33 protein-coding genes are annotated in these 22,758 nt (G+C 63.6%); 7 read left to right on the top strand and 26 right to left on the bottom strand.

From position 1 onward, the window contains the following. Positions 1 to 451 precede the first annotated feature (451 nt). The 7 genes from parA to QSV36_RS03660 all read left to right on the top strand — a co-directional run bounded on the left by parA (position 452) and on the right by QSV36_RS03660 (position 2,720). Complete coding sequence (parA, locus tag QSV36_RS03690) at positions 452 to 1,096, top strand: ParA family partition ATPase (protein WP_289129966.1); 645 nt, start codon at positions 452 to 454, stop codon at positions 1,094 to 1,096. Next, the gene (locus QSV36_RS03685; protein ID WP_289129964.1) at positions 1,093 to 1,392 is read left to right on the top strand and encodes a hypothetical protein; all 300 of its coding nucleotides are present in this window, start codon (positions 1,093 to 1,095) and stop codon (positions 1,390 to 1,392) included. Before parA ends, QSV36_RS03685 begins: the two co-directional genes overlap by 4 nt. An 82-nt stretch (positions 1,393 to 1,474) precedes the next feature. Next, a complete protein-coding gene (locus QSV36_RS03680; protein ID WP_289129963.1) occupies positions 1,475 to 1,630 on the top strand; it encodes a hypothetical protein in 156 nt (51 codons plus the stop codon). After that, complete coding sequence (locus QSV36_RS03675) at positions 1,627 to 2,016, top strand: hypothetical protein (RefSeq protein ID WP_289129961.1); 390 nt, start codon at positions 1,627 to 1,629, stop codon at positions 2,014 to 2,016. The genes QSV36_RS03680 and QSV36_RS03675 overlap by 4 nt, the downstream gene beginning before the upstream one ends. After that, on the top strand, positions 2,013 to 2,141 hold the full coding sequence (locus QSV36_RS03670) for a hypothetical protein (protein ID WP_289129959.1): 129 nt from the start codon (positions 2,013 to 2,015) through the stop codon (positions 2,139 to 2,141). The genes QSV36_RS03675 and QSV36_RS03670 overlap by 4 nt, the downstream gene beginning before the upstream one ends. Next, entirely contained in the window at positions 2,138 to 2,272 is a 135-nt protein-coding gene (locus QSV36_RS03665; RefSeq protein ID WP_289129958.1) for a hypothetical protein, read from the top strand. The genes QSV36_RS03670 and QSV36_RS03665 overlap by 4 nt, the downstream gene beginning before the upstream one ends. Before the next feature lie 91 nt (positions 2,273 to 2,363). After that, on the top strand, positions 2,364 to 2,720 hold the full coding sequence (locus QSV36_RS03660; RefSeq protein ID WP_289129956.1) for a hypothetical protein: 357 nt from the start codon (positions 2,364 to 2,366) through the stop codon (positions 2,718 to 2,720). Between the two features lie 63 nt (positions 2,721 to 2,783). Here QSV36_RS03660 and QSV36_RS03655 read toward each other — a convergent pair whose 3' ends face one another. The 26 genes from QSV36_RS03655 to QSV36_RS03530 form a co-directional block, all read right to left on the bottom strand. Then, the gene (locus tag QSV36_RS03655) at positions 2,784 to 3,797 is read right to left on the bottom strand and encodes a contractile injection system protein, VgrG/Pvc8 family (protein WP_289129955.1); all 1,014 of its coding nucleotides are present in this window, start codon (positions 3,795 to 3,797) and stop codon (positions 2,784 to 2,786) included. Between the two features lie 9 nt (positions 3,798 to 3,806). Next, the gene (locus tag QSV36_RS03650; protein WP_289129952.1) at positions 3,807 to 4,019 is read right to left on the bottom strand and encodes a tail protein X; all 213 of its coding nucleotides are present in this window, start codon (positions 4,017 to 4,019) and stop codon (positions 3,807 to 3,809) included. Then, positions 4,012 to 4,395, bottom strand: a complete 384-nt coding sequence (locus tag QSV36_RS03645) for a phage tail protein (RefSeq protein ID WP_289129949.1) — start codon at positions 4,393 to 4,395, stop codon at positions 4,012 to 4,014. The genes QSV36_RS03650 and QSV36_RS03645 overlap by 8 nt, the downstream gene beginning before the upstream one ends. Beyond that, positions 4,395 to 7,721: a phage tail tape measure protein gene (locus QSV36_RS03640; RefSeq protein ID WP_289129947.1), complete on the bottom strand. Its 3,327-nt coding sequence runs from the start codon at positions 7,719 to 7,721 to the stop codon at positions 4,395 to 4,397. The genes QSV36_RS03645 and QSV36_RS03640 overlap by 1 nt, the downstream gene beginning before the upstream one ends. A 126-nt stretch (positions 7,722 to 7,847) precedes the next feature. Then, positions 7,848 to 8,450: a phage tail assembly protein gene (locus QSV36_RS03635; RefSeq protein ID WP_289129945.1), complete on the bottom strand. Its 603-nt coding sequence runs from the start codon at positions 8,448 to 8,450 to the stop codon at positions 7,848 to 7,850. A gap of 66 nt (positions 8,451 to 8,516) precedes the next feature. Continuing rightward, complete coding sequence (locus tag QSV36_RS03630; RefSeq protein ID WP_289129943.1) at positions 8,517 to 9,017, bottom strand: phage major tail tube protein; 501 nt, start codon at positions 9,015 to 9,017, stop codon at positions 8,517 to 8,519. Continuing rightward, a complete protein-coding gene (locus QSV36_RS03625) occupies positions 9,018 to 10,184 on the bottom strand; it encodes a phage tail sheath protein (protein ID WP_289129940.1) in 1,167 nt (388 codons plus the stop codon). After that, complete coding sequence (locus QSV36_RS03620; protein WP_289129938.1) at positions 10,184 to 10,414, bottom strand: hypothetical protein; 231 nt, start codon at positions 10,412 to 10,414, stop codon at positions 10,184 to 10,186. Before QSV36_RS03620 ends, QSV36_RS03625 begins: the two co-directional genes overlap by 1 nt. A gap of 54 nt (positions 10,415 to 10,468) precedes the next feature. After that, on the bottom strand, positions 10,469 to 11,143 hold the full coding sequence (locus tag QSV36_RS03615) for a DUF7338 family protein (RefSeq protein ID WP_289129937.1): 675 nt from the start codon (positions 11,141 to 11,143) through the stop codon (positions 10,469 to 10,471). Positions 11,144 to 11,203: 60 nt separating this feature from the next. Beyond that, positions 11,204 to 11,509 carry a tail fiber assembly protein gene (locus QSV36_RS03610; RefSeq protein WP_289129935.1) on the bottom strand — a complete coding sequence of 102 codons (306 nt, stop codon included), beginning with the start codon at positions 11,507 to 11,509 and terminating at the stop codon, positions 11,204 to 11,206. A gap of 7 nt (positions 11,510 to 11,516) precedes the next feature. Then, entirely contained in the window at positions 11,517 to 12,341 is an 825-nt protein-coding gene (locus tag QSV36_RS03605) for a hypothetical protein (RefSeq protein WP_289129932.1), read from the bottom strand. 3 nt (positions 12,342 to 12,344) lie between these two features. Then, positions 12,345 to 13,007, bottom strand: coding sequence for a hypothetical protein (locus QSV36_RS03600; protein WP_289129931.1), 663 nt, complete (start codon positions 13,005 to 13,007; stop codon positions 12,345 to 12,347). A 3-nt stretch (positions 13,008 to 13,010) separates the two neighbouring features. Then, on the bottom strand, positions 13,011 to 13,319 hold the full coding sequence (locus QSV36_RS03595) for a hypothetical protein (protein WP_289129930.1): 309 nt from the start codon (positions 13,317 to 13,319) through the stop codon (positions 13,011 to 13,013). Then, a complete protein-coding gene (locus QSV36_RS03590) occupies positions 13,316 to 13,666 on the bottom strand; it encodes a hypothetical protein (RefSeq protein ID WP_289129929.1) in 351 nt (116 codons plus the stop codon). The genes QSV36_RS03595 and QSV36_RS03590 overlap by 4 nt, the downstream gene beginning before the upstream one ends. Next, positions 13,663 to 14,196 carry a hypothetical protein gene (locus QSV36_RS03585; RefSeq protein WP_289129926.1) on the bottom strand — a complete coding sequence of 178 codons (534 nt, stop codon included), beginning with the start codon at positions 14,194 to 14,196 and terminating at the stop codon, positions 13,663 to 13,665. Before QSV36_RS03585 ends, QSV36_RS03590 begins: the two co-directional genes overlap by 4 nt. Continuing rightward, positions 14,193 to 15,002 (bottom strand): phage tail protein I, encoded by an 810-nt coding sequence (locus QSV36_RS03580; protein WP_289129924.1) that lies wholly within the window; start codon positions 15,000 to 15,002, stop codon positions 14,193 to 14,195. The genes QSV36_RS03585 and QSV36_RS03580 overlap by 4 nt, the downstream gene beginning before the upstream one ends. Continuing rightward, on the bottom strand, positions 14,999 to 15,997 hold the full coding sequence (locus QSV36_RS03575) for a baseplate J/gp47 family protein (protein WP_289129922.1): 999 nt from the start codon (positions 15,995 to 15,997) through the stop codon (positions 14,999 to 15,001). Before QSV36_RS03575 ends, QSV36_RS03580 begins: the two co-directional genes overlap by 4 nt. Beyond that, complete coding sequence (locus QSV36_RS03570; RefSeq protein WP_289129920.1) at positions 15,994 to 16,326, bottom strand: GPW/gp25 family protein; 333 nt, start codon at positions 16,324 to 16,326, stop codon at positions 15,994 to 15,996. Before QSV36_RS03570 ends, QSV36_RS03575 begins: the two co-directional genes overlap by 4 nt. Continuing rightward, the gene (locus QSV36_RS03565) at positions 16,323 to 16,937 is read right to left on the bottom strand and encodes a phage baseplate assembly protein V (RefSeq protein WP_289129919.1); all 615 of its coding nucleotides are present in this window, start codon (positions 16,935 to 16,937) and stop codon (positions 16,323 to 16,325) included. Before QSV36_RS03565 ends, QSV36_RS03570 begins: the two co-directional genes overlap by 4 nt. After that, complete coding sequence (locus QSV36_RS03560; protein ID WP_289129917.1) at positions 16,937 to 17,500, bottom strand: hypothetical protein; 564 nt, start codon at positions 17,498 to 17,500, stop codon at positions 16,937 to 16,939. The genes QSV36_RS03565 and QSV36_RS03560 overlap by 1 nt, the downstream gene beginning before the upstream one ends. After that, positions 17,478 to 18,008 carry a phage tail protein gene (locus QSV36_RS03555; RefSeq protein WP_289129915.1) on the bottom strand — a complete coding sequence of 177 codons (531 nt, stop codon included), beginning with the start codon at positions 18,006 to 18,008 and terminating at the stop codon, positions 17,478 to 17,480. The genes QSV36_RS03560 and QSV36_RS03555 overlap by 23 nt, the downstream gene beginning before the upstream one ends. Further along, positions 17,977 to 18,366, bottom strand: a complete 390-nt coding sequence (locus tag QSV36_RS03550) for a hypothetical protein (protein WP_289129914.1) — start codon at positions 18,364 to 18,366, stop codon at positions 17,977 to 17,979. Before QSV36_RS03550 ends, QSV36_RS03555 begins: the two co-directional genes overlap by 32 nt. Continuing rightward, positions 18,363 to 18,815, bottom strand: coding sequence for a hypothetical protein (locus QSV36_RS03545; RefSeq protein WP_289129911.1), 453 nt, complete (start codon positions 18,813 to 18,815; stop codon positions 18,363 to 18,365). Before QSV36_RS03545 ends, QSV36_RS03550 begins: the two co-directional genes overlap by 4 nt. A gap of 48 nt (positions 18,816 to 18,863) precedes the next feature. Further along, entirely contained in the window at positions 18,864 to 20,735 is a 1,872-nt protein-coding gene (locus tag QSV36_RS03540; protein ID WP_289129908.1) for a phage major capsid protein, read from the bottom strand. Next, positions 20,698 to 22,161, bottom strand: coding sequence for a phage portal protein (locus QSV36_RS03535; protein WP_289129906.1), 1,464 nt, complete (start codon positions 22,159 to 22,161; stop codon positions 20,698 to 20,700). The genes QSV36_RS03540 and QSV36_RS03535 overlap by 38 nt, the downstream gene beginning before the upstream one ends. A 73-nt stretch (positions 22,162 to 22,234) precedes the next feature. Further along, a complete protein-coding gene (locus tag QSV36_RS03530; protein WP_289129903.1) occupies positions 22,235 to 22,750 on the bottom strand; it encodes a hypothetical protein in 516 nt (171 codons plus the stop codon). Positions 22,751 to 22,758: the final 8 nt, after the last annotated feature.

The following is a 22,758-nucleotide window of genomic DNA, read 5'->3' as shown; positions in this document are numbered from 1 at the left end:
ACAGTATAGAATGCGGAAATGTGCATACACACGAGGCCCTGCCATAAGGAGGGCTGCGAGTGTATGAATATATATGGGTGGATGTGTATGCGTAGGAGGGCATTTAGTGCATGGACGCACTGCATACACATACAGCCCTACTTTCAATGGTGGCCTTGATAGCTCAAAGCCATAATCGAGTGGATAGCAGCATGCGCCAGCCAGAGGAGCCACACACGACCGCGCCGCAGCGCCATACACGAAAGGACCAGGCTGCCCAAGGCGGGCGCAATAGAGCCCTGCAGCCCGCTATCTGCGCGGGTAGATAAGGAAAGGAGAAAGGACGCCCGCCTAGCGGCAGGCACTGTTTATTAGGTCGACTGCGCTGGCATCCGCTATAGACGTAAAAACGTATTTGCGCTTTTACGTTTTTGCGCATAGACTTGGCGCGTACTCACCGAGGAGCACCACCATGGCAGCAAGAGTTTTTGCGTTCCTGTGCGAGAAAGGCGGCGCTGGCAAGTCGACCGGCGCAACGAACGTTGCCTCCTACCTGGCCCGCCTGGGTAAGCGAGTCCTAATCGTAGACCATGACCCCCAGGCCTCGGCCTCTACATGGTCAAACTTTATTCACGAGAACAACGGCCCGGGCGAGATTGCCGTTATCGTAATGAAGAAGCTGCAGCGCGACCTGCGCAGCGTCTCGAACGGATTCGACTACGTCATCATTGACGGGCAGCCGATCACCGACGCCGTGACGGTTGACGCCATCAAGGTCAGCGAGCTGGTCATCATCCCTATTCGCCCAAGCGGCTTTGACGTATGGGCAGGCATCAACACTGCCGGGCTTGTGCGGGAGCGCCAGCAGCTCACCGATGGCAAGCCAGCGGCCCGCATTCTCGTCTCGCAAGCGATTGTGAACACCGTTATGGCCCGAGACGTTGCAGAGTCACTCGAGAGCTATGAGCTCCCCCTCATGGACAGCCGCACGCATATTCGAGTCGCCTATACCGAGGTGGCCAGCGTCGGCAAAAGCGCCATGGACCTACCACCAGACCACGACGCGCGCCTCGAAATCGAAGCGATTGGCCGCGAAATTTTGGAGATTTTAGGATGAAAAAAGGCGCTATCAGCCTTCCGCCACCAGCCGACAAGCGTGCCGGTGACATCCGCGCAACAAAGGCCCTAACCGAGGAAAAGGAGGAGCGCATTTACTTCAAAGGCCCCGCCATGTATCAGCAGGGCCTCAACGAAATCGGCAACCTGTCGCCGAGCAGAGCGACCCACAAAGCCCTGCTCATGGAAGCGATGGAGGACCTTTTCAAGAAATACGCGGCGGGTGACGGGGTGCAAGAGATTCCAGACGTACAGGAACTAACCCGCCGACTAAAGAACCTTGGCTGCCTCGATTGATCGCTGCAGCAGAAAGGAGACGCCCGGACACGGCGGCAACCGTGCCGGGCTGAACACAGCAAAACCCTAGAGAGGTGAGACCATGTCCAAATCGGACTATACCATGCTGCTCGCTTTGCCCCTAAGTCAGATCAACAAGCCCGACTACAGGAAGTTGGTCGACCAGTACGCCGGAGAAATAGCCTCCCCCTGCATCGCCGAGGGACTCAAGAAAGCCTTGGGGGAGCCTGCCAAATGAGCACACACGCCGAAATGATCGAGGACTTTGCCCAAGAGCTCGCCGAGTGGCTTGGCGAAGACTTCCGCGATATCGCCATGATCGACCACTATCTCGCCCAGGTGGAGCCGGTAAACCCGCGCGCCGCCGAGATCGCCGGTAAGGTCGCCGAAATGATGAGCCCCGTGCTCGAGCAGCTGCGCACCGCGAGCGTGGACAACGCGCTCAAGGACCACCAGCTCGCGAGCTGCAACGCCGAGTTCCGCAACCTGGCCGACTACATTCGCGCCATCCCCTCGAGGATGCCGAAGGTCGGCAGCCAGCACGCACAAGGCGAGCTGCTCGCCTGGCTCGAGCGCGAGATCAAGGCCGCACCCACGGGGCGCAGCACGAGGGCCCGCCGATGAGCCAGGAATCCTCGAGCGGCGCCGAGAAGGTCCTCGGCATGCTATTTACCGCGATCTGCGTCGTGGCTATCGTCCTTTATCGTTCCTACAAGAACGCCCAAGCCCAACAGGAGAAACGCCGATGAGCAACGATTTCTATGCCGCCTGCCCCCACTGCGACCGCTATGAATTCCCGTGCGAGGACGCGTGGTTTGAGCACGCCAGCTCCTGCCTGCAGGAGCAGGAAGAAGCGCAAGGGCGCGACGAGGAGGAGTAAACGCAACCCCCTGTAGAAAAGTCCACGAGCCCGCCACCATGGCGGGCTTTTTGTTACCCTGCGCGGCCCACGAAAAGGAGATCCGCGCAGCATGAAAGCAAAGCCCCTCGCCATCGGCGCCGCCGTCGTCGCCATCGTCGCCCTGGGCGTCAGCGACCTACGCAACAAGGACGCCAACGCGCTCGAGCGGGCCCACGACCGCGCAGGCCTGCAGGTCGACTGCTCCACGGACAAGATCGACGGCAGCAAATGGGGGGCGTGCCGGTACAAGAACGGCGCCCCGGCGAGCGCCTGGCTCGAGCGCGACGGCGCCTGGGTAGCGGCCAACGGCAACGCGCACAAGGTCGTCGAGCGCCTGGCTCGCGCGCAGGACCTGGCCGGACTTCCCCGCCTCGAGCGCGCCACCTCCTCGCCTCCCGCGATGCCCGCAGCATTGTTCGAGCGATAGCCAGAAACGAAAAAAGGCCCCACCGCCGTTAGGCAGTGGGGCTTTTTGTTGCGCCTGCAGGGGTCAGCTAGCCGGGAGGCTGGCCTCGATTACCGCTCGATAGGATTGCTGCCGACTGCCCGACTCGGTCACGCGGTCGACCGACCAACTGCCTCGCATGTAGGCAGGCCACGAGTCATCGAGCACGACCAGGCCCTCGGCCTCGAATGCCGGATTGCCGGGGGCATCGATCCGCACCTTGAGCGCCTCGCGCTCGAGCTGGCGCAGGCGACCCTCTCCGGCAGCCTTGGCCGACGCCTCGTCGGGATGCCGCTGGCGAACCCTCTCGAAGGGCGCGCCACCGGTCTCGACGACGCATTCCTTGCCGGACTCGCCGTCCCACCAGACGGTGCGGCAGCCCTTGAACTTGACGCGCGCATCATCGTCAACCGAGGCGTTGATAAACGAGGCATCGTCCGGCCTGTTATTCGTGGTCACCGACAACGTCACCGGCGCGAGCGCCTTGCCCGACAGCGTCTTGACTTGGCCGCGCCTGGCGAGGACATAGAGCTCGTTGATCGGCTTGGCGACAGCGTCGTACTGCCGCGCGATCCGGGTCAAAAACGCCATGTCCGTTTCATTCGACTGGTCAAGGTGCGCGACCTCGAGGCTGTCCAGCTCAGGCGAAACCCTGGGCGAAAACCCGTGCCGACTGGCCAACTGCCGAAAGATCGCGCCCAGTGTGGTCGGCCCGTAGCTCGCCGAGCGCCTGGCCTTGAACTCGGTCTCGTCGGCGACCTTGAATGGCGCCGCCGTGGCGATAATCAGCATCCTCGGCGGGAACAGGTGAGGCGTGCGCCGCGTGACCTTGTACTCGCCACGGTCGACGAGGCCGGATTCCTTGTAGCCGACGCGAATCCCGATGTTTCCACCGAAAGACGGCAGGCTATCCTCAAGGCCTTTCATGTCGACCGTCAGATGCAGCCGATCCGACTCGATACCCGCCGCGTCGACGCGCTCCCAATCAATCAACCGGGCGTTGATTAGATCCGCGTTGGCGCCGTAAACCTCGACTTGAGGCGTGTAGCCCAGGCTCATAAATCCCCCTTATTCCCACACCGAAACCGGCTTGGCGGCGGTCGGCTTGACTGCCAGCTCAGGCATGGCCACCTGCACCCCGGCCGGTAGCACCGGCCCGTGCTCAGCCAACCCCGGATTGATCGCCCATAGCGCCTCCTCGGCCTCGTCATCCGACCGGCCAAGGGTGCGATAAAGCAGAACGTTGACCGTGTCACCGGCAATTGACCGGACCCTACGCATTGACGAACTCCTGCAGCTCGATAGTCCACTCGATGAGCATCGCCGTACCGTCGTCGATAACGTGGCTCTGCCCCTCCTCGATCTTGTCAATCCGCCATCGCCCCCAATTGCGGCCGATGCCATCGACAAGCACATAAGGCACCCGCGCGGACTGCAGGGCGCGAAGCTCGTCGAGCTTGACCATGCCAGGGCCGCGCGCAGCCTTGCCGGAAAGCCGGAGCTGCTGCAGGCCTTGGCCAGAATTGTGCGATTTCGGCTTGCTCGAGATGATGTCCAGGCTCACCCACCCGCCATCCGATGAGCGCGAAAGGCGCTCATACGGAAAGCCGGTGGAAAGCCCAAAAATGAACTGCCCGAGCGCCATTTGCTGGCGCATTAGCTAACCCCATCAGTAAGCATCGCGCCCGAGCGGGCGGTCAGCGGGTTGAACATCGGCATAATCTCGGACTTGAGACGCTGCATCACCTTGTCGACCAGCGCCTGCGCGGTCGCTTGGTCTTGGCCGTTGATCTCGATATGGATCGGCGGGAAAACTGGCGGCGGCGGGGGCGGCGGGGGCGGTGAAACGACCGCAGCAACGGCCGCCACCACCTCCCGACCGACCTGCGCCGGAGACGCCAGCCGGGGAGCCGCCTCTAGGGCGCCAGGGCTCAATCGAGGATCTACCCGACCCTCTGCCGGCGACGCGGCATCGAGGGCCTTCTGCGCGCCCTCTCGCACGCGCTCGGCCGAGACCTGGGCAACCTGCGCCGAGACCGACAACGTCGCCACAGAGGCCGCTGGCGCGTCCTTGCCATCCTTGCCACTGGCCACCGCAGCGCCCGGCAGCGAGACCGACAGCGCCTTGGCAGCCGCCGCAGGCCCTTCCTGGCCGTCCTTGCCGCCGGCCCCTGCAGCGCCCGGCAGCGAGGCTGACAGCGCCTTGGCGGCCACCGCAGGCCCTTCCTTGCCGTCCTTGCCGCTGGCGCCGGGTGCGCCTGGCGCCGTGACCGACAGCGACTGGGCGGCCACTGCAGGCGCCGCCTTGCCGTCCTGCCCGCTGGCGCCGGGCGCGCCTGGCACCGTGGCCGACAGCGACTGGGCGGCCACTGCAGGCGCCGCCTTGCCGTCCTGCCCGCTGGCGCCGGGCGCGCCTGGCGCCGTGGCCGACAGCGGCTTGGCGGCCGCCGCAGGAGCGTCCTTGCCATCCTCGCCCTTGTCGCCGGAGCCCTCGAACAGGTTGACGATACCCTCGCCCAGCGCGGAGCCCGCCTCGCTGCCGAAGTATCCGCCGAGGGCTGCACCAATGGCCCCGCCGATGGCGGTCCCGATGATCGGCACAACCGACCCAATTGCAGCACCTGCAGCGCCACCAGCCCAGGCACCGGCCATGCCGCCGCCTGCAGCGCCGACGCCAGAGGCGACCGCGCTGGCATCGCCCTCGACAAGGCCCTGCACCACCTGCACACCAGAGGTCGCCAGGACCAGAGGCACCGCTGCCTTGCCGACGAATTTCGCCGCCGTACCGGCCACGGACTTAGCCCCGGCCAGAGCGCCGCCAACGCCTTTTGCAGCGCCTGCGCCCTCGGCCGCTACCTTCGCCGCTGCAGCGCCATCGGCCGCCACCTTGGCCGCCTTGGCAGCGTTCGCGCCATGGACTGCCGCAGGACCCTCAGCAGACGCCCGGCCGCCACGGCGACCCCTTCTGCGAGCCTTCCGGCCCTCGAGGCCCCCACCCTTGCCCAGCCCATCAAGGGCCCCATTCAGCCGCACCAGGGCACCAGTGGCCGAGGTGGCCGTCTGCGCCGTAGTCAGGTCCATTTTTGCTTTGGCCAGGCCCGCGCGGTTGAACGTCTGCCCGAACAGCAGGCCCACGAATTTCAAGCCCAAGGCGCCGACATTCAGCGCGGCGATACCGCCTGCAGCGACCGCGAGCGTGCCGGTCAGGTTCGGGAAGGTCTCGGCCGCCCAACTCAGGCCGTCGACAAGCGCACCCAGCGGCATCAGCACCGCATTCAGCACCGGCAGCATGGCCGTACCGACGATGGTGCTCAGGCGCGTCAGGCGAGCCGTGAAGGCGTTCCAGCCGGTGCGCGAGGTATTCGCCACGCCTGCCGCTTCCTGCATCATCGAGGCTTGCTCGCCGAGGGCAGAGGTCGCGTATTTCGTTTTGTCAGCCACCAGGCCGAATGCCTGCTCGAGCGGCTCGAGGTTTTCAAGCAGCGGCTGGATGGCGCCAATCGACTCAGAGCCGAAAAGCGTCGTCGCAATGGCCGCCTGCTCCTCTCGCGGCTGGTCACGAATGACCTTGAGCACCTGCATGATTGTGGCCGGGGCATTGGTTTGCATGTCCCGGGCGAGCTCCTCCGGGTCAAACCCGAGCTCTTTCCACTGCGCTTTTTCCCCCTTCGTCGCCGACTTACCAGCAACAAGCGCGCTGGTGAAGTTCTTGAAGCCCGTGCCCGCGATCTCTTTCTCGGTGCCCGGGTTGAGCAGCGCGGTCGACAGGGCGGCGGTTTGCTCAGGCGTCAAGCCCGAAGCCGAGCCCACAGCGCCGAAACGCTTGACGACCGCCGCGATATCGGCGGCCTTGGCGTTGAAGTTGTTGCCGAGGTAGTTGACCGAGTCAGCGAGGTCGAGCGTTTGCGTGCGGTCGAGCCTCATCGAGGCTTTCCAACCCGCCATGGTCTCGCCCGCCGTCTGCGCGTCGATGTCAAAGGCCGAACCCATGATCGCCGCGTCGCGGGTGAACTCCATTACCCGGGCCTGCTTACCCTCCGACGTTTTCTCGTCGTTGCCAATGCCCGACTGCCCGGCCGCGTATTCGATCTTGGCCAGGTCAACGGCCGTCATGCCCGACGACGCGATCAGCCGGTCGCTTGCCATTCGCAGGTTCGCGGCGGCCATTTCCTCGCGCTGGTTGCCCTCGAAGTTGATGACCTTGCCAACGTCGGCCATGGCCGTTTCAAGCTGCATCGCCTTGTCGACCGGACGGCTCGCCAAGTAGCCGAGGGCGGCCGTCTCGGCCACCTGCCCGCGCAGGTCCGCCCGGGCCGCCTTGTTGGCGTCGACGCGCTTCTGCGCAGCGCTCACAGCGTCCAGCTTGGCCCGCTGGCCCTGCAGCGCAGCATTAACCGACTCGGTTGCCGCCTTGAGACGATTCTGCTCGGCCGTCAGCTTCGAGGTATCTACCCCGGCCTTGGTCAACGAGGCATCCAGGCGCGTCAGCTCGTCACGCTCGCGCCGGACCACGCGCTCGAGCGCATTGGCCCCCGCTGTCGCCTTGTCTTGCTGGGTGTCCAGCTTGCGCATCGAGGCAGTTACAAGGTCGAGCTCTTTGCCGAGGCGGTTCTGCTCGGATCTAGCGGCGGCCACCTGCGCCTTGCTGGCCTTGGACGACTCCTCGAGCGACTTCGTCGCGGCGGCAGCGCGGCCATATGCCGAGGACAGCTCGGCGGCCTTGGCCTTGGCCTGCTCCTGCTCCCGCGTCAGCCTGGCCTGCTCCTCCCGGGCTTTCTTGAGCGCCTCCTCGTCGCGCTTGAGCTCCTCGCGCAGCTTGGTCAGGCCCGCCATGTCCTTAGCCTGGGCGTTGAGTTTGCGCAGCTCGGCTTGGTGCCCCTTGAGGGACTCCTCGAGGCCCTTCTGCTTTTTCTTGAAGTCACCGAAGGTCGACGAGAACCCATCAAGCGCGACCAGGCGCATCGAATATTTCGACTCAGCCACGGCGCTACTCCTTTTTCAGCCCAAGGCGCGCGACCGATATGTCGTATCGACGCATCGCCTTGGAAGCGGTCCATTCCAGAATTTCCGACTCGGGTAGGGGGTACACGAGGGGCACGACATCAAGGATTACTTCGATGTCGCGCTCTGAAAATAGGCCGCCGGTTTGTTCAAAAAATTGCCCACCAGCACCTGCAGGCGGTTCCAGTCGGGGCAGGACAGCAACAGGACATCGGGCAACATCAGCCCGGCGCAGTGCGCAGTGATAAAGCGCGACTTGTCGCGGTCGGTCTTCTGCTTTTTCATGGCCTTGGTGGCGCGCAGCTCAGGCATGCGCAGCGTCACCTCGGTCATGACCTCGCTGGTTGGCAGGGTCACCGGAATCAGCAGCGGCACGACATAGCCGTCGTGGCCTCGCTCCTCGATCACGTTGCCCTCCTCGTCACGCTCGACGAGCCCGAGCAGGTCGGCGCTGGTGCTCCAAACCCATTTGTTGATCCACTCGCTCACGCTCACATAGTCAGGGCGGCTAAAGCCCTCGATGACCTCGAGCGGGAGGCCGGTTACCAACTGGGCGAGCGCCTCATAACGCTCGTCTTCGTCCTTGCCAGCCTTGGCCAAGGCGGCCTGATGCTCGCCGTGGGTGAAAGGCTTGAATTCGATTTGCTCGATCAGCTCGTCGCCGTTCTGAACAGGGCTCAGCATTTTGTGAACTGGGGCATTCCAAGACATTGCGGGATTCCTTGCGGTCAAAAAAAAGCCGCCCGGAAAGGCGGCTATCGAGGGAGAGGCTCAGGACTAGGGCAGCAGCACCAGGCGCCGCGCGTCCGCGAGGATGTCCTCGCCGTTGAGCATGAATTTCTGCGTGCGGGCGTCGATGTCGGCGACGAGAATGCCGTTTTCGAGGCGGGTGTAAGTGCGGCACGAAATCTCGAGCTCGGTGACAGGCTTTTTGCCCATCTCGAGAGTCGTTTCCTTGAGCGACTTAAACTTGCCCTGCACGGTGTGGTAGGTCCACCACGGGTTGTCGTCTTGGTCCTTGCCCGACTCGCGCACGTTGAGGTTGATGTCGCGAACGCTGCCCAGCGCCATCAGCACCGGGGCGCCGATGCCCTGCAGGATCAGCTTCGCATTGAGCACCTTACCGCCCTTGGCCATCTCCTCGGCGATGAACCGGCCGCCCTTGTGCTCCTCCATGTCGAGCTCGACGTCAGGCGCCTGGAAACTCTCGATGGTGAGATGCAGCGGCAGGCCCTGCAGAGTGGCCGCGATAAGCTGCCGGGTACGGTTGGTAAACATTTAGAGGACCCCTTCCATGAATTCTTCAACGATTTCGTTGCTTGCGTTGAGCATGTAAACCATGTGCTCGTTGGGCGCGTAACGGCCGTAATCGATAACGATGTACCAGGTGCCGTTGGTGTAGTTGGCGACGCTATTGAGGTCGGGATGCAGGTAGACCTTACCGCCCGGAATGGTCTCGGACGCCACCAGCGTCTGCAGCCAGTTGTTGATCTGGTCGATACGCTGGTCCATGAAGGACTTGGTCAGGTTCTTCGACATCGCCTCTTGCGAGGCCTTGACCAGCTTGCGGACGATGGCGTCCTCGAGGCCGACGTAACTGATGAACTTGCCAGTTACCGAGCGGTTGCCGATGAGCGAGAACCCGCCGAGGCTGGTGCGCGCGTAGTAGCAAATGCCGTTGCGGTTGAGCAGGTCACCCTCGGTCGTCTTGTCGAGGATGTTGTACTCGACAGTACGCGCGACATCCTGCGCAGCGGTGCCTTGGTTGCCCGGGCTCTCCCACTGCTTGACCTTGGCCAGCGCGGCGATGGCCAGCGCCGAAGGCGGCAGAAACACATTGGCCAGCGCCGCCTTGGAGTAAACGGCCGCCATCTGGTGAACCAGCAGGCAGCGGTCGAAACCGGTATCCGCGTTGCCCAGGCTGGCGCCGTAGGTGATCTGCGCGGCGACGGTGCCGTCGATGCCGTCCAGCACCGGGCGAGCCCGGATCTTTTTGCCCAGGGCCGCGAGCTCAGTGGCGACAGCCTTGACGCCGCTGAAACCCGGGGCGCCGATGATGGTGAGGTCTTCCTGCGCACCCTTGAGCGCCATCAGGCCCTTTTTCTGGCCGGTAGTGGCATCGACGCCGCCGATCACGTTGGCTTGAGTGATGGCAGGCGTGGTGCCCTCCTCGACCACGACCACATAAATCGGCACCTGAACCATCAGCAGGATCTGGCGCACGACCTGATACAGCGAGCCCGACTCGGTCCCGACAGTGTCCAGCAACTGCGCTTGGGTCGGGTTGCTGATACGGAATGGGGCGTTGAGCGGGATCTTTACCGAGCGCTTGGGCGCGGTGCCGACCAGGCCGATCACGTTGTCGCCCAGGGCGCCCATTGCATCAGGCGGCTCGCTGGCGTTTACGCTGATGCCGTTATGCTCGAAATTGACTGCCTCGGACATTATTCGGCTCCTTTTTCAGCGGCGACTTTGGTGACCTTGGCGGCCTTGGTGGTTTCTGCAGAGGCGGCGGCGGCCGCCTCGGCCTCGATGTCAGCGGTCAGGCGCAGGCGACCGGCCTGCACCAGAGCGAATGCCTGAACATCCAACAGCTCGACCTGCTGGCCTTGCTCGGTCCAATGACCGCCACCCGCTGGGTAGCCGATCAGGACGGTGTAATTTTTTCGAGACATGCTCTCTCCGGGCACAAAAAAGGCCGCGTCAGCGGCCCGGGAATGAGGGGAAGGTCAGATTTGTTTCCAGGGGTTGAGCTTGAACGTCAGCCCCTTGGCGGGCTCACCGGAGCCCTGATGTTCGGGCCGGATCTTGAAGCCCAGCCGGATCACGAAAGCGCGCGTAGCCGTCAGCTCGCGCACGAGGTAGAAACCGCACCACAGGTTGCTCCCGCCGTAGCGACGCGCCACGACGAATTGCCAACCGCCCTTGCCGGGCTTGTCCTCGACCAGCGGCTGCCCGAGGTATGCGAGCTCGCACTCGCTCACCGGGCAACTGAACAGCGCCAGTTGGCGCATGTTGTTCGCCGGGTTGCGCACTGCAGCCCACCAGAATCGCGCGAGCCAACTGGTCACCGGCACGCGAGGCACCGGCAGCCCTACGCGCCGCAGCAGCGGCAGCAGGCCGAACAGCACCAGGCCGTCGCAGTTGTCGGCCCACCAGCCGCGCTTGTCGCCGTCGAGGCCGTCGAAGTCATTGCCCCACAGCCACGCCCAGCGGCGCAGGTTGAGGATTTCGCGGCCATCGCTCACCGACAGCCCGGGCACAGGTGACAGCACCGCCACGGCCACCACAGGCAGCCCCAGGGCGATTGCCGCGACGCGAGCCACCAGCAGCACCGACCACTGCAGCACCGCGAATAGCACCACCAGGGCGCGCAGGGCGCCCACCTTCATTGCTTCAAACATTCTTGATCCTTAGAAACGCGAAAGCCCCCAAGGCGGGGGCTTTTCGGGAGCAGCGGAGGGTTACTCGATGCCAGGAACCGGCAGGACTGGCCAGTCGACCTCGTCAGGCTTGACGAAGGTTTGCGGGATGTCGCGCAGCGCCTGGCGGTAAGTCGCGAACTCTTGGCGCACGGCCTCGGTGAATGGCGAGTCAGGCATCTGCGTGTAGTCAGTGACCGCGATTCGACGGTCGCGCTCCTCGCGGATCAGGCCCCAGGCCTGCTCGTTGATCGCAGCGACCAGCACCTCGACCGGAATGCCGAGATCTCCACCATCAAGCGGCACGTTGTAATAGTCCGCGCCGTTGAAATGCACTTTCTTAATCATGAGAACCTCACAAAGCCAAGTTAGTCAGGTAGTTGTCACCGCTTTTAGCGGGCATCAATTGAGCCCAGCCACCAGTGATTCCAGAGAGACTTACCGCATGCGCTTCAAATCGAACCGCAGGGTTAGTCTGGTTTCGATTCAAGAGCATTTTCGCCGAAGCCTCGTAACCGGCCTTAGCCTTGATATTCACCGACGCGAGGAAAATATCGCGCGCCGAATATCCGGTATACATCGCAGCAAATGGAATATTGCCGAGTGTAATGTCGCACCAATACATCATGATCGACATATGAGAGTTCAAATATCGAATAAACGAGCTATTGGTCGCAAGCGGCAGGTTTGTATCAACATCACAGATCAGGTTTACGCCGGTCATGTACATCTGCCCGGACGAAACGGCAGGACCCGCCATCGTCTGATAGCCGAGATCATCGACGTTGCCCAGGGCTGCGCGAAGGGTCGGGCGGTCGTTCGGATCCTTGATATCAGTATGACCGTAAGAGGTAATAACGAAGCGACCAGATGCCAAGTAGAAATTGACCGTATGGTTCTGCCTGGCCTTGAAAGCCAAGGTCACTACCGATCCGCTCACAGCCTTGGCCGACGCCGCTGCCGCCGTTTTCAAAGGCTTGGCGAGAGTGCCAGCGTTAGCATCATCGCCATCAACTGCGTCGATATAGTAGTTTTGCGTCGACAGCGCGCGAACCAGCGCCGGAACAGCATCAGTTGCCGCCAGTACCTTTTTGTTGATATCCGCGATTTTGCCGGATACCTCGTTGGTCAAAGCGTTCGCAGCCGCGACCAGGGAGGCGATAGTAGTTTCCAAACTCATCTATCAAGTTCCTATGCTATTGATTTTTGCCGTGCCGCTTTTGAATGCGTCAGCTAAGCGGCTCAGGGCGTCAGCCGTTGATTGCTCCAAGGCAGTTACCGAGGCAACCGGGGCATAGTAAGAGGGTAAGTTCCCACCTAACTTTGCCGCGTCTGCCGCCTGCGCGGTTTTGAGCAGAAACTTACCGTCAGCCTGAACAATTGTGTAAGTAGTTGACTTGTCGGCCTTAGCGTCCAACTTAGTCAACATTGTTTTCGCGAAATCCGGGTCATTGTTCAATGCCCGGGCGAACTCCTCGAGCTGGTTGAGCGCCTCCGGCGCCGCACCAATCAAGTCATTTAGCCGGGCGTCGAGCTGGGCCGGAGTCACCACCTCTGCAGCGTTGGCCTTGCCAGCCAGGCCCGGCACCGTGACCTGCATAACCACGTTGCCAGAACCGTCGAAACCGACCGTGCCCTGCGCCTGGCCGTCGAGGGTTATCGTTCGCGCGATCTTTAAGCGCGAGGCCGTAGCGGCGTTCGCGCCGAGTGTGCGGGTCGAGTCGTCGATCTCCTCGCGGGTGTAAACCTGCGACTTGTCTGCCTTGTTGCGCAGCTTGCCGTCGATGGCCCCCATCAGGCTATTGGCCGACTCGATGAGCGTGCTAAGCACCTCACTTAATGCCATGGGCTAGCCCTCCTGCGCCGCGATGGCGCCCGCGTAATGGGTGAAAGAACTCTGCAGGTCTGCCATCAGGGAAGCGACCGTGTTGCTCGCTACCGTGGCCACCTGCAGCGCCGCCTCGGCGCTCTGCTCTGCCCGCAGCAACCGGAGCTGCACCTCGTCAGAAAGCGCCCCGGGAGGCCCCTGCAGGCCGAAGGAAACGACCGTTACCCGAGGCGGGCCCGCCTGGCGAACCGTGACGACGCGGCCGGGCAGACGCACCGTAATGACCCGCGCGACCGAGCGCGTGACCACTACCCGCTGCGAGCCGCTCAATGCGTCAAAGCCGCCTCCATGGAGACGGCCCCCCGCAGCAGACTCGAGACCTCTCCACCGGCAAACTCGACGCGGAGCTCGTAGCGGGCGCCCTTCCAACTGTCGCTGTAGAGGCCCGCCGTGCGCTCAGGCGCCACGGTTACCGCGATGGTCCCGGCAGGGCCGCCCAGGACGACCGAGCCGTCGCCGCTACTGCAGCTCACCAGCGCGCGGCTACTCACTGCAGGGCAAATCACAAAACGCGCAACGCACCCCGTGAGGTCAATTGGCTCTCCCAGCTCATCGGCCCACAGCAGCTCGAACGCGAAGGATGTCCCCTCGATCATTTCCAGAAGTGGGCCATTCATTTCGCCTCGAGCTCCATCACCCGCCACAGCATGCCGAGGTGCCGCGCCATGTTGTCGATGTTGGCCGTGGCCAGCGTGGCGATTTCGTCGGCCATGAGGATATTGAGGTTGGCCTCACCGACCTCGACCGTCACGCTGTCGGTCGGCAGCGGCGTCAGGTCAAGCGTGAACTTTTGCGCCATGACCGCCGTGGCGGCCTTGTAGTTGAGCAACTGGCCAGCGACCGAGTAGACCGCGAGCAGCGTGCCGGACTCGAGATAGAATCCGTACTCGCCGACCTGATACTCCAGATCGCCCCGGAACACCCCGACCATGCGCAGGGAGCCTGCGCCGAGGTCCTCGTAATCCGAGATCGCGACACGTTGCTTTTCCGCCTTTAGAGCCACCTGGCTCCCGTCCGCTGGCGGGTTGTAACTCGCGGTACCGGCCCCGATATGGGTGACGGCGCCCTTGAGCCCTTGGTTTTTTGCCGAGACAAGCTCGGCCAAGCCCTTGCTGGTGTAGCGCACCACGCGAGAGATATCAGTCATTCAGCAGCCTTTAGGTCGTGATCGTCGATGATTAAGGTTCGAGCCGTGCCCCGGCTGTATAGCGAGCCCCGCAGCTCGCTCTCGGGCAGCACGCCCGCAAGGTCAAGGTCACCCATCGCCAACGGCTCACCAACGCCGCCTGCCGAGCCGACCGAGCCGAAAATCTCGTTCTCAGGCAGAACGCCCGCGAGATCGAGGTCGCTCACCGCGACCGGTACGTCGACGCCGCCAGCCATAGCGGCAGGGGCATAGAGCATGTACTCAGGGAGGCGCCCGGTTAGGCTCAGGTCCGAGATGGAAACCGGCTGATTGACCGCACCAGCGACCCCCAGGGGTCCGCTGGTCTCGGTGATGAGCTGCAGCTCGAGCGTGTCGCGCTCGCTCTTGGCGTCGTTCACGCGGCGCCACAGGCGCGGGAAGTCGCTCAGGATCCAAGGCCGGTTGACCGTGGCCTCGAGGACAAAGCTATAAGGCTCACCGCGCGGCCTCTGCTCGTACCAGCTAATCGACTTGGCGCCGAGCTCCATCGACTCGACAGCCTGCAGCAGAGCAGTCCGCGTGCCAGCCTGGCGCTTGATCCCCCAGGCGAGGGCGGTGGTAAGGCGCCGCTCGCTCACTGGTGCGGCCGGGTCCCAGTCCGTGACGCCGCGATCAGCGGCCAGGTACGGCAGGAACTCGACCGGCGTGGCCATGGGGTCCATCAGGGCAGGAAACGGCGGGACAATCCTCTCGATGACCTCGCCGGTTGCGAGATCGAGCGCCGCCTCGAGCAAGGATCTATTGGGCGGCGTCACCGTCTCGGTCATAGCGTCTTGACCTCCACCGATACGCCCGTGCAATAGGGCGCCTCGCCCGAGCCGCACTCAATCACCTGCAGGGGCTCGAGCAACTGCACCCGCTCGGCGCCGACGCCAAAAATCTCATGGCTGATACGGGCCGGGTCGATGTAGCCCTCGAGGACATGGCGCTCGTCGGCGTAGGTCTTGCCCGCCTTCTCAGCCGCCGACTTGGTGAGCCCCGTGTCGGGGCCGTTGCGAATGTACGCGATAGCCCGGATCTTGTAGGGGCGAATGGTCGCGCCCTGGACGGTGACGAGGTCCGTCTCCGGCCGAACGTCAGGCCGAGCGAAATGCTTGCGCACCGCCGAGAGCAAAGCCGCAGACGGGGTGCCGTCGCCATCGCGGCCGAGGATCGTGACCAGCACCTGCCCCGGGGCCGTCCAGCGCCCGTTGGCGTCCTTGACCTTGGCCGCGTTGCCGTCCTGGGCGAAGGTGTACGTCACGACCACTTTCCCACTCTCCGGCGCCTCGACCGTCACCTCGGCCCGCTCCCCGAGGGTCATGCCCTCGCGCCGGTACTGCAGGCGCGACCCAGCGGCCGGAGCGTGCGGCGCCAGGTAATAGCGGATCCTCGCGTCGTCGTCCGACTCTTTCTCGTCAGGAATAGGCGGGAACGCTTTCGGGTCGCCTTCCTTGACGACTCGGCGCGTAAGACCCATGTCGGCCAGGCGCGCGTCCAGATTCGAGCCCTCTGCCCACCACGCGAGCATCTGCTTGATTCTGGCGTTGTACCGGCGCTCATGCGTCTGCAGGCGAACTGTCATCGCCTGCAGCGCAGCGGTCAGCAGCTCGCTATCGTTCTCGAGCGACTGCTTGACTCGGGCCGCCTTGGCCGGATCCCGCGCAGCGATATAAGCCACGGTGTCGGCCTTGAGCTCAGCGAGCAGCGTCTCGAAGGTCTCGACCTTGACGATTTCCGGGTCCGACAGTTGGTTGAGCCCAGGGATAAGCATTGCGCTCATGTCGTCACCTCGAAGGTCATTTTCCGGTTATGCCACACGCCGGACAGCCGCAGCTTGAGCCCGTTGCCGTAGCGCTCGGCGAGCACGGTGTCAGGCTCGAAATCGGCGATGCCGTTGGCCTCGTTGACGAACGCCTCGACCGCGCCCACCTGGGCGAGCATCAGCACGCTATCGCCCAGGTTGCGCGACAGTAGCGTCGGCAGTGTTGAGCCGTAGAGCGGGCGTTTCTGGCGCGTCCCGAGGGGCGTGGTAAGCGCCCGGGTTGCGCGCTGCACGAATTGGGGCCAGTCGTCGACCGTCGCCCCGGTGTCTCTGTCGATGCCGATCATGGGGCCCCCGCTGGCGGGCCAGATACCGCGCCTTCTCGTGGCTGGGTATTGGCGTGCAAGTGGTCAAACCCGACGTTGACCTTGTTGTGAGTGAGGAGGCCGCCGACATGGTCGAAGCCGGTTGCGTCGAGCTTGAACCCGATAGGCCCGAGCATGACGACCAGGCCGTCGCGGTTCGCCGTGACCGAGAGCGGCCCGTTTTTCCACGAGAACTCGCTCGAGGAGTCGTCGTAGCTGCTCGAGGTGCCGTCCTTATGCACCCGCTTGGTCACCTCGGCCTGCGAGGAGGTCATCGGAAAGGCCCCGCTCGGCAGGCCGAACAGCGCGACGTAAAGCGTGCCGTTTTCCCCGCCGCCGAAGTTGAGCAGGACGCAATGCTCACCCACCGAAGGGTGCCGCGTTTCGCTCTGCTCGCCCGCGCTGGGGTGCATGTACTGAATGGGCGGCGTTGTCAGCTCCCCATGGGTCACCACGCACTTACCGGCACCGGTATCGACCGAGGCGCAGACGCCACGGCGGACGATGCCGTCGGCACGCCGCTGCAGGTCCTCGACATGCCGCTCGACTTCCATGATCCGATCAATGAACGGCTGCAGCATCTGCGCGAACATCAGCCACCCCCAGGCGCTGCAACGAGCTCGGCGAGCGGCCGGTAATTCGCCGGGTCGTCGATGCTCGGCACCTGCCAGCGCATGGCATAGAGCGGCATGCCGGTTACTGCCGGATCCTCCTCGAGGAGCGAGGGCCCGGTGTAGATCGTCTGCCAGAAACTTACGCACCAGGCCTCGTAACCCTTGTGCCCTTCCGAGTACATGCTCGGGCTGGTCGTGATGTCCTCCGGCAGGCCGCATTGCCGCCCCGGGAGCCCCCAGCGCGAGTCGTCGGCCCGGGCCGCGAGAATCGACGCCAGGTTGCAGGCCTCAAGGTTGGAGTTTTCACGCCAACCACCAACCACAGCATGCAGCGTGACGCGCACACGGTGGCCGATCCGGCCCTCTGCAGAGCGCGCCACGCGCTTTGTGCTCTCGATCTCGATGAGGATCGTACCGTCGCCAAGCACCTCGCCAGCGAACTCGTTGTAGTTGCCGACATCCAGCCCCAGGCCGAGGGCGACAATCGCGTCACCCACGGCAAAATACAGGTCAGACGGGCTATCTAGCTTTCGCGATGACATTGCGCGCCTCCTCCTCAAAAAACTCGACGAAACGCTCCATGGCGCGCTTTTCCCAGCGCTCGAGCACGCTCAATGCCGGGCCCTCCCAATCCTCGGTGACGACCTTGATCGGCAGCCGCTGGCGGCCCTTGCGGATCCACACGAGCTGCTTTCCGCCCCGGTTGTCAGCGATGAATGCGTCGTCGTATTTGCGATGGCCAACCGACACGCCGCTCGCGGTTTCCTTGGGCTCGCCCAGGTAATGCACCGCGATAGGCTCAAGGCCTACCCAAATCTTGACTTCCTTGCCCTTGGCGCGCGTGTGGAGCTGGTAGCGGTGCCGCACGGGGCTTTGCCGGATGCGCAGCTCTTTCGCGATCTCTCGCGTACTGTGCTGGCTCAGCCACCGCCCGGCCCGCAGCGTCGCCCGAGCTGCAGCGAGATCGAGATCCCGCTGCAGGCCGTCGAGGATCTCGGGCACGCGGCTTATTGCTTGGTCAACCTGCAGATCGAGGCGGAAGCCATCCACCAGTCACCTCCCCCGACCGCGCCTTGCGGTCACCGAAAGGAACGATTGTCAGCAGCGAGCGCAGCCGACCGTGGGGCGCGACATGCGTGATCGAGAACTCGACCCCATCGTCGACCACCCGGCACTGCGCCCAGTCCTGGGGAACGTCCTCGTTCGGCAGTTGCAGGACCTTCTCAGCCATACGCACCTGCGCGTGGGCGGCGCCGTTAGGCACCCCGGGGCGCTGCAGGCGGCCGAAGGCAGCAGGGTCGCCCCACATGCCGCAAACCGAGCGAGTACCGGCCGGGCCGACGATCAGCACCTTGCACCCGAACTCCTCCGGGTCAAAAAACGACGCTAGGTCGTCGTCGCCGATCATTTCGCGGCCTTAGCCGTGGCCGCCTTTTGAGCCGCCGCGAGCGCCTTGGCCTGCACCTCGTTGGCCGCCTTGAGGTTGTCGACCTCGAGGCGCAGCTCGCCGACTTCCTTGGTCAGCTCGCCATTGGCCGCCTGCAGCTTCGAGACTTGCGCCTCGAGGTCCTGCGCGGCTTCTGCCACCGTGGCGAGTTGGGCTTTCGCCGCAGCCAGCGCGGCAAGGGCTTCGTTTCCATCGAGCGGCTCCTCATCACCAGGGGGCGGCAAGCCCCGAAACTCTGCGATCTCTGCATCGGTTGCATCGCGGGCGACCTGGCCAGAAACCAGGGCATTACGCTCTGCTCGAGTCACCTCGATGCAGATGCCGACCTCGATTGGCCGGTCGACGCCCTGTCGCCAGAACTCATGCAGCACGAAAACGACATAGCCGAGGGCTACCGTCAGTTGTGTCATTGCCGGAACTCCGATTTGAAGGGGGCCGGAGCCCCCAAGGGAAAAGGCTTAGGCGGCCTTTTTGTTGATGCTGAAGCTCGACAGGTTGCGGAAACCGGCGTCTACGTCTTGGAAGACGCGAACGACCAGGCCATCGCTGCCAGCCATCGCATACGGGTCCGGCTTGAGGTCCAGGGCGCCCCACATGCCGATCATGGCTTGCGACCAGTCGCCGAACGCCCACACACCTTGCTTGACCTGATTCGAGGCCAGCGCCGGGCAGCCGTTGACCTCGTTGCTAACCCAAATCTTGGTGCTGTCGGCACCGTCCGGGTCTTCCTTGGTCTTTTTGGCGTAGCCGCGTTCTTGAACGCTGGTGAGGTACTTGAGCGCACCGCTGTCAGCGTTGAAGGTCGCGACCTTGGTTTCCATGTCGATCAGATCGCCGAAGGTGATCCCGCCAGCGCCGTAGGTCAGAGCCGGGATACCGAGCTGGTTGAACAGGCCGAGCGGCTGGTTGTCCTGACCGGTGCCATAGAGCATCGCGAGGTCGATGGCGATGGCGATACCGTTGACCAGGTCGGAAACGATCAGTTGCTCGACGCTCATCGACGACTGCTTGCGCAGACGACGCGATACCGGGATCGCACCGGCAATGGTTTTCGGCTTGAGCATCAGGGTCGTCAGGTCCATTTTCGACAGGGGCGGAGCCTCGTTCTCGGCCACCCAGTAGAAATTGGCACCTGCCACCTTTTTCGGGATATCGACATCGCCGCGCAGGCCGCCGACGATGCGAGCGCCCAATGCACCCATTACCGCGCGGTTGCGAACCATGTCGACGAACAGGTCAGTTCGCAGGTCGGTCGCGATCAGCTCAGCACCTGCGCCCGCCGTGGCGGTCATGCCATCGCGATAGGCTCGAGCAGCCACCAAGTCATGCGGAACATAAATCCCGCGCGCTGGCTTGCCGCTGGCATCGGCAATTGCGATGGAGACCTCGCGCTCGAGGCCTGCATCCTTCCAGTCGTTGTCGGCCGCCGCGTTCAGGGCGCGCAACAGCGAGTAGCTTTCCTGCTCCTTTTTGCTCAGGCCCAGGCCACGCGCAGAAACGTCGACGAAGCGAGGCAGCTCACCATTGCGGGTCGAGTTTTCCGGCGCCGGGGCGGTCGGCATCGGATTGATACCGTCGAGGATCTTGGCGCGAACTTGATCGACGGTCATATTGCCCGCCAGGGCTTCGCCAACCATGCCCATTGCGTTATGACGCTGGCACAGGGCGAAAATGTCAGCGGCACGCTGACTCGCGGCGGCCTCGATCGCAGCGGCGTCGGGGCTACCGTTGGTATTTACTTGGGACATTTCATTTCCTTGAACAGGTAGAGTCGGTTGCGGGTGCTCAGGGAGCGAACGGTCTACCCCGACAGTCGGGTCGGCCGGTATGGATACGCTGGAAACCTCGTAGGGCTCCCAACTGGTGACGCGGTAAAATTTGAGGTCGCCCTCGGTGCGCTCGAGGCGCATGAGCTTCGGGTCGTAGCCGACCGAGATGTTTTGGCGGATCTTGTCGACGACGTCCTGCCACACCTCCTCGGCCTTGGGGTTCTTCGAGAACCGCACGCGAGCTCGCAGCTTGCGGTCATCATCGAGCCAGGCGTCCTCAACGACGCCGATCTGCGTCCAGCGGTCGTGCATATCGAGCAGCGGCGCGCCGTTTTTCAAACGCGACAGGTCAACCGACTCGGGCGAGTGATCGAGGATCTCCATGCCGAAATAGCGCCGGACAGGAAACTCGCTCGATACCGCCACCTCGACGGTGCGCGCCTCGACGTCCAGGGTTGAATGGTCGACCGCCATGGAGCGGTGCAGGGGTTTGCCGCCGAGCTCGCGCAGCAAAATCGACGGGTCAGCCGTCTCCGGCTCCGTCTTCGTCGTCTTGGTCATCAGTGGTTTCCGGTTTGGCGGTGCCAGGTGCTGGCGTTTGGAACGAGAGGCCGAGCTCGCGTAGGCGAGCCTCCTCCTCGGCCATTTCGACGAATACCTCGTCGGGGTCGAGGCCCTGGGCGCGGATGTACCAACCCCGGGTCCGCGTGCGGTTGCCGATGGACTCGGTAGCCGCTTTCGAGTCCTTGCTCGGGTCGACCCAGTCCCAGCCACGGGGCGCCCATTCGATCTCGCTGTAGAGCTTGAACTCGCGAGGCGGCAGCCGTAGGGCACCCTTGAGCAGGGCCATCTCGAGCCAGGCCTTGCCGACACGCTTGTGCAACTCGGTAATCACGAATTGCTGCGTGTCCTTGTAGAAATCACGCTCATCGATCTCGCCGGAGCGCAGCGAGGAGAAATTCACACCCTCGAGGTCTTGGGCGAGCTTGTTGTAACTGGGCCCCCAGCCAGCCGACACGCCGCGCAGCCCCGATTTCGTGAAGGGTGCGAAGTTGGTCGACGGGTGCGTGTTGTTGTAGGGCTTCCATGTCACCCCGTAGGGGAGCAGCTTGCTCGAGCCCGACTCGATGACCTCGTCGATTTCGCCGTCATCATCGTCGCCGGGATCATCAACAACCTCGGCGTTTTGCTCATAGACGCCGGTGATCTTGGCCCCCATCTCGGCGGCCACCATCTCGGCGCTGCGATACTCGCCAAGGTGGTGCAGGTCCAACGCTCCGGCATGGGTCCAAGTGAACCCGCGCGCCTGATGCGGGCGCCAGGGGTCGAAGCTGTGCAGCAGCTCAGTCGCCGAGACCCGCTCGTATTTGTCTTCGGCGGGGGTCTGGTAGGTGTCCCCGGGGTGCGATTTGAGCATCCAGTAAGCGACCGGCGCCTCCCAGGCATTGCGCTCGACGCCCATGCGGATCTGATTGCCGTTGCTTAGCCAGGTGTTGAGCGTGACATCGAGGCGGTCGATCTCGAGGATCTGCAGGGCGAACCCCCAGCGATTGGGGAAGTTGCGCACCATCCGAACCATGACCTCGCCGTCTCGAGCCATCGTCTCGAGCCACAAGCGCTGGAACTGCCAAAACGAGTAGGTCCCAGTAACGTCGCAGTTTCCTTTCTCGCACCACTCCCAGAACTCGCCTTCAATCAATCGACGGCGCTCGCGATCCGGCTTGCCGCCCGGGGTCTTGGCCTTCGACATCATCTGAATGCCGAACGAACCGATGACGTTTTGCTTGAGCAGCCGGTAAAAGCGCTTCGCATAGCCGTTGTTAATCGACTGCTCGCGCGCCCGGGCCATCAATGACTGATGGTCGGCGTAAATCTCTTGGTTGGCGTCACCGTAGCCGGTGCGATTGCTCCAGCTTTGAGTTAGCCGCGTGTGCCTGGCCATCTGGAAAGCGCGCTGGCCATCACCTGCGCCTGGCGCCTTTTCCATGGTGAGAGTTGGCTCCTCGCGGACCCGCACGGGCCGCGTTCGCACCCTCAGTAGGTCGCTGAAAAAGCCCATTTCACATCCTCACACGAGAAATTCGGCCGAATGGCGATTGGCCTCTCCGGCCCTCGGCGGCCACCTCTCGGCGATACCGGGTGCGCAGCGCCTCGAGCCGCTCGATTGGGATCCGCTCGAGCTTCATGCCGTCGATTTCGTAACCTTGCTGGTCCTTGGGGATCCGCTTCTCGATAGCCGCCTCGATCAGATCGAGCGTCCGGCGCGCATGGCTGCGACCGTCGAAGGTCTCGGCCTGCATCAAGTCGGCAAGGATCTCCATGCGGCCGCTGGCCAGCGTCGCGCGGTCATCGCCGCGAATCGCGTAGCAGGCCCAGTGATAGAGGCCGGGCGGCAATGCCCGGGTTTCGCTCGAGGCCATGCGGAACTGATACGGCTCGCCGTCAGCGCTGGCCACATCCAGCGAGCCAGGCCCGCGCAACGCGAAGCACAGCGACCAGCCATCGGCCGAGGGATAGGCAGCCGCCTCCCGCGCCCAGGTGACAGAGTCACCAGCGTGCAGTTTCTTAGGTTCCATTGGGGGTC

This window comes from Pseudomonas sp. BCRC 81390 (genome assembly GCF_030341915.1).
GTDB lineage: Bacteria > Pseudomonadota > Gammaproteobacteria > Pseudomonadales > Pseudomonadaceae > Aquipseudomonas.
Note: the sequence above shows the minus strand (reverse complement) of the source record. Positions and strands in the feature narration are given on the sequence as shown.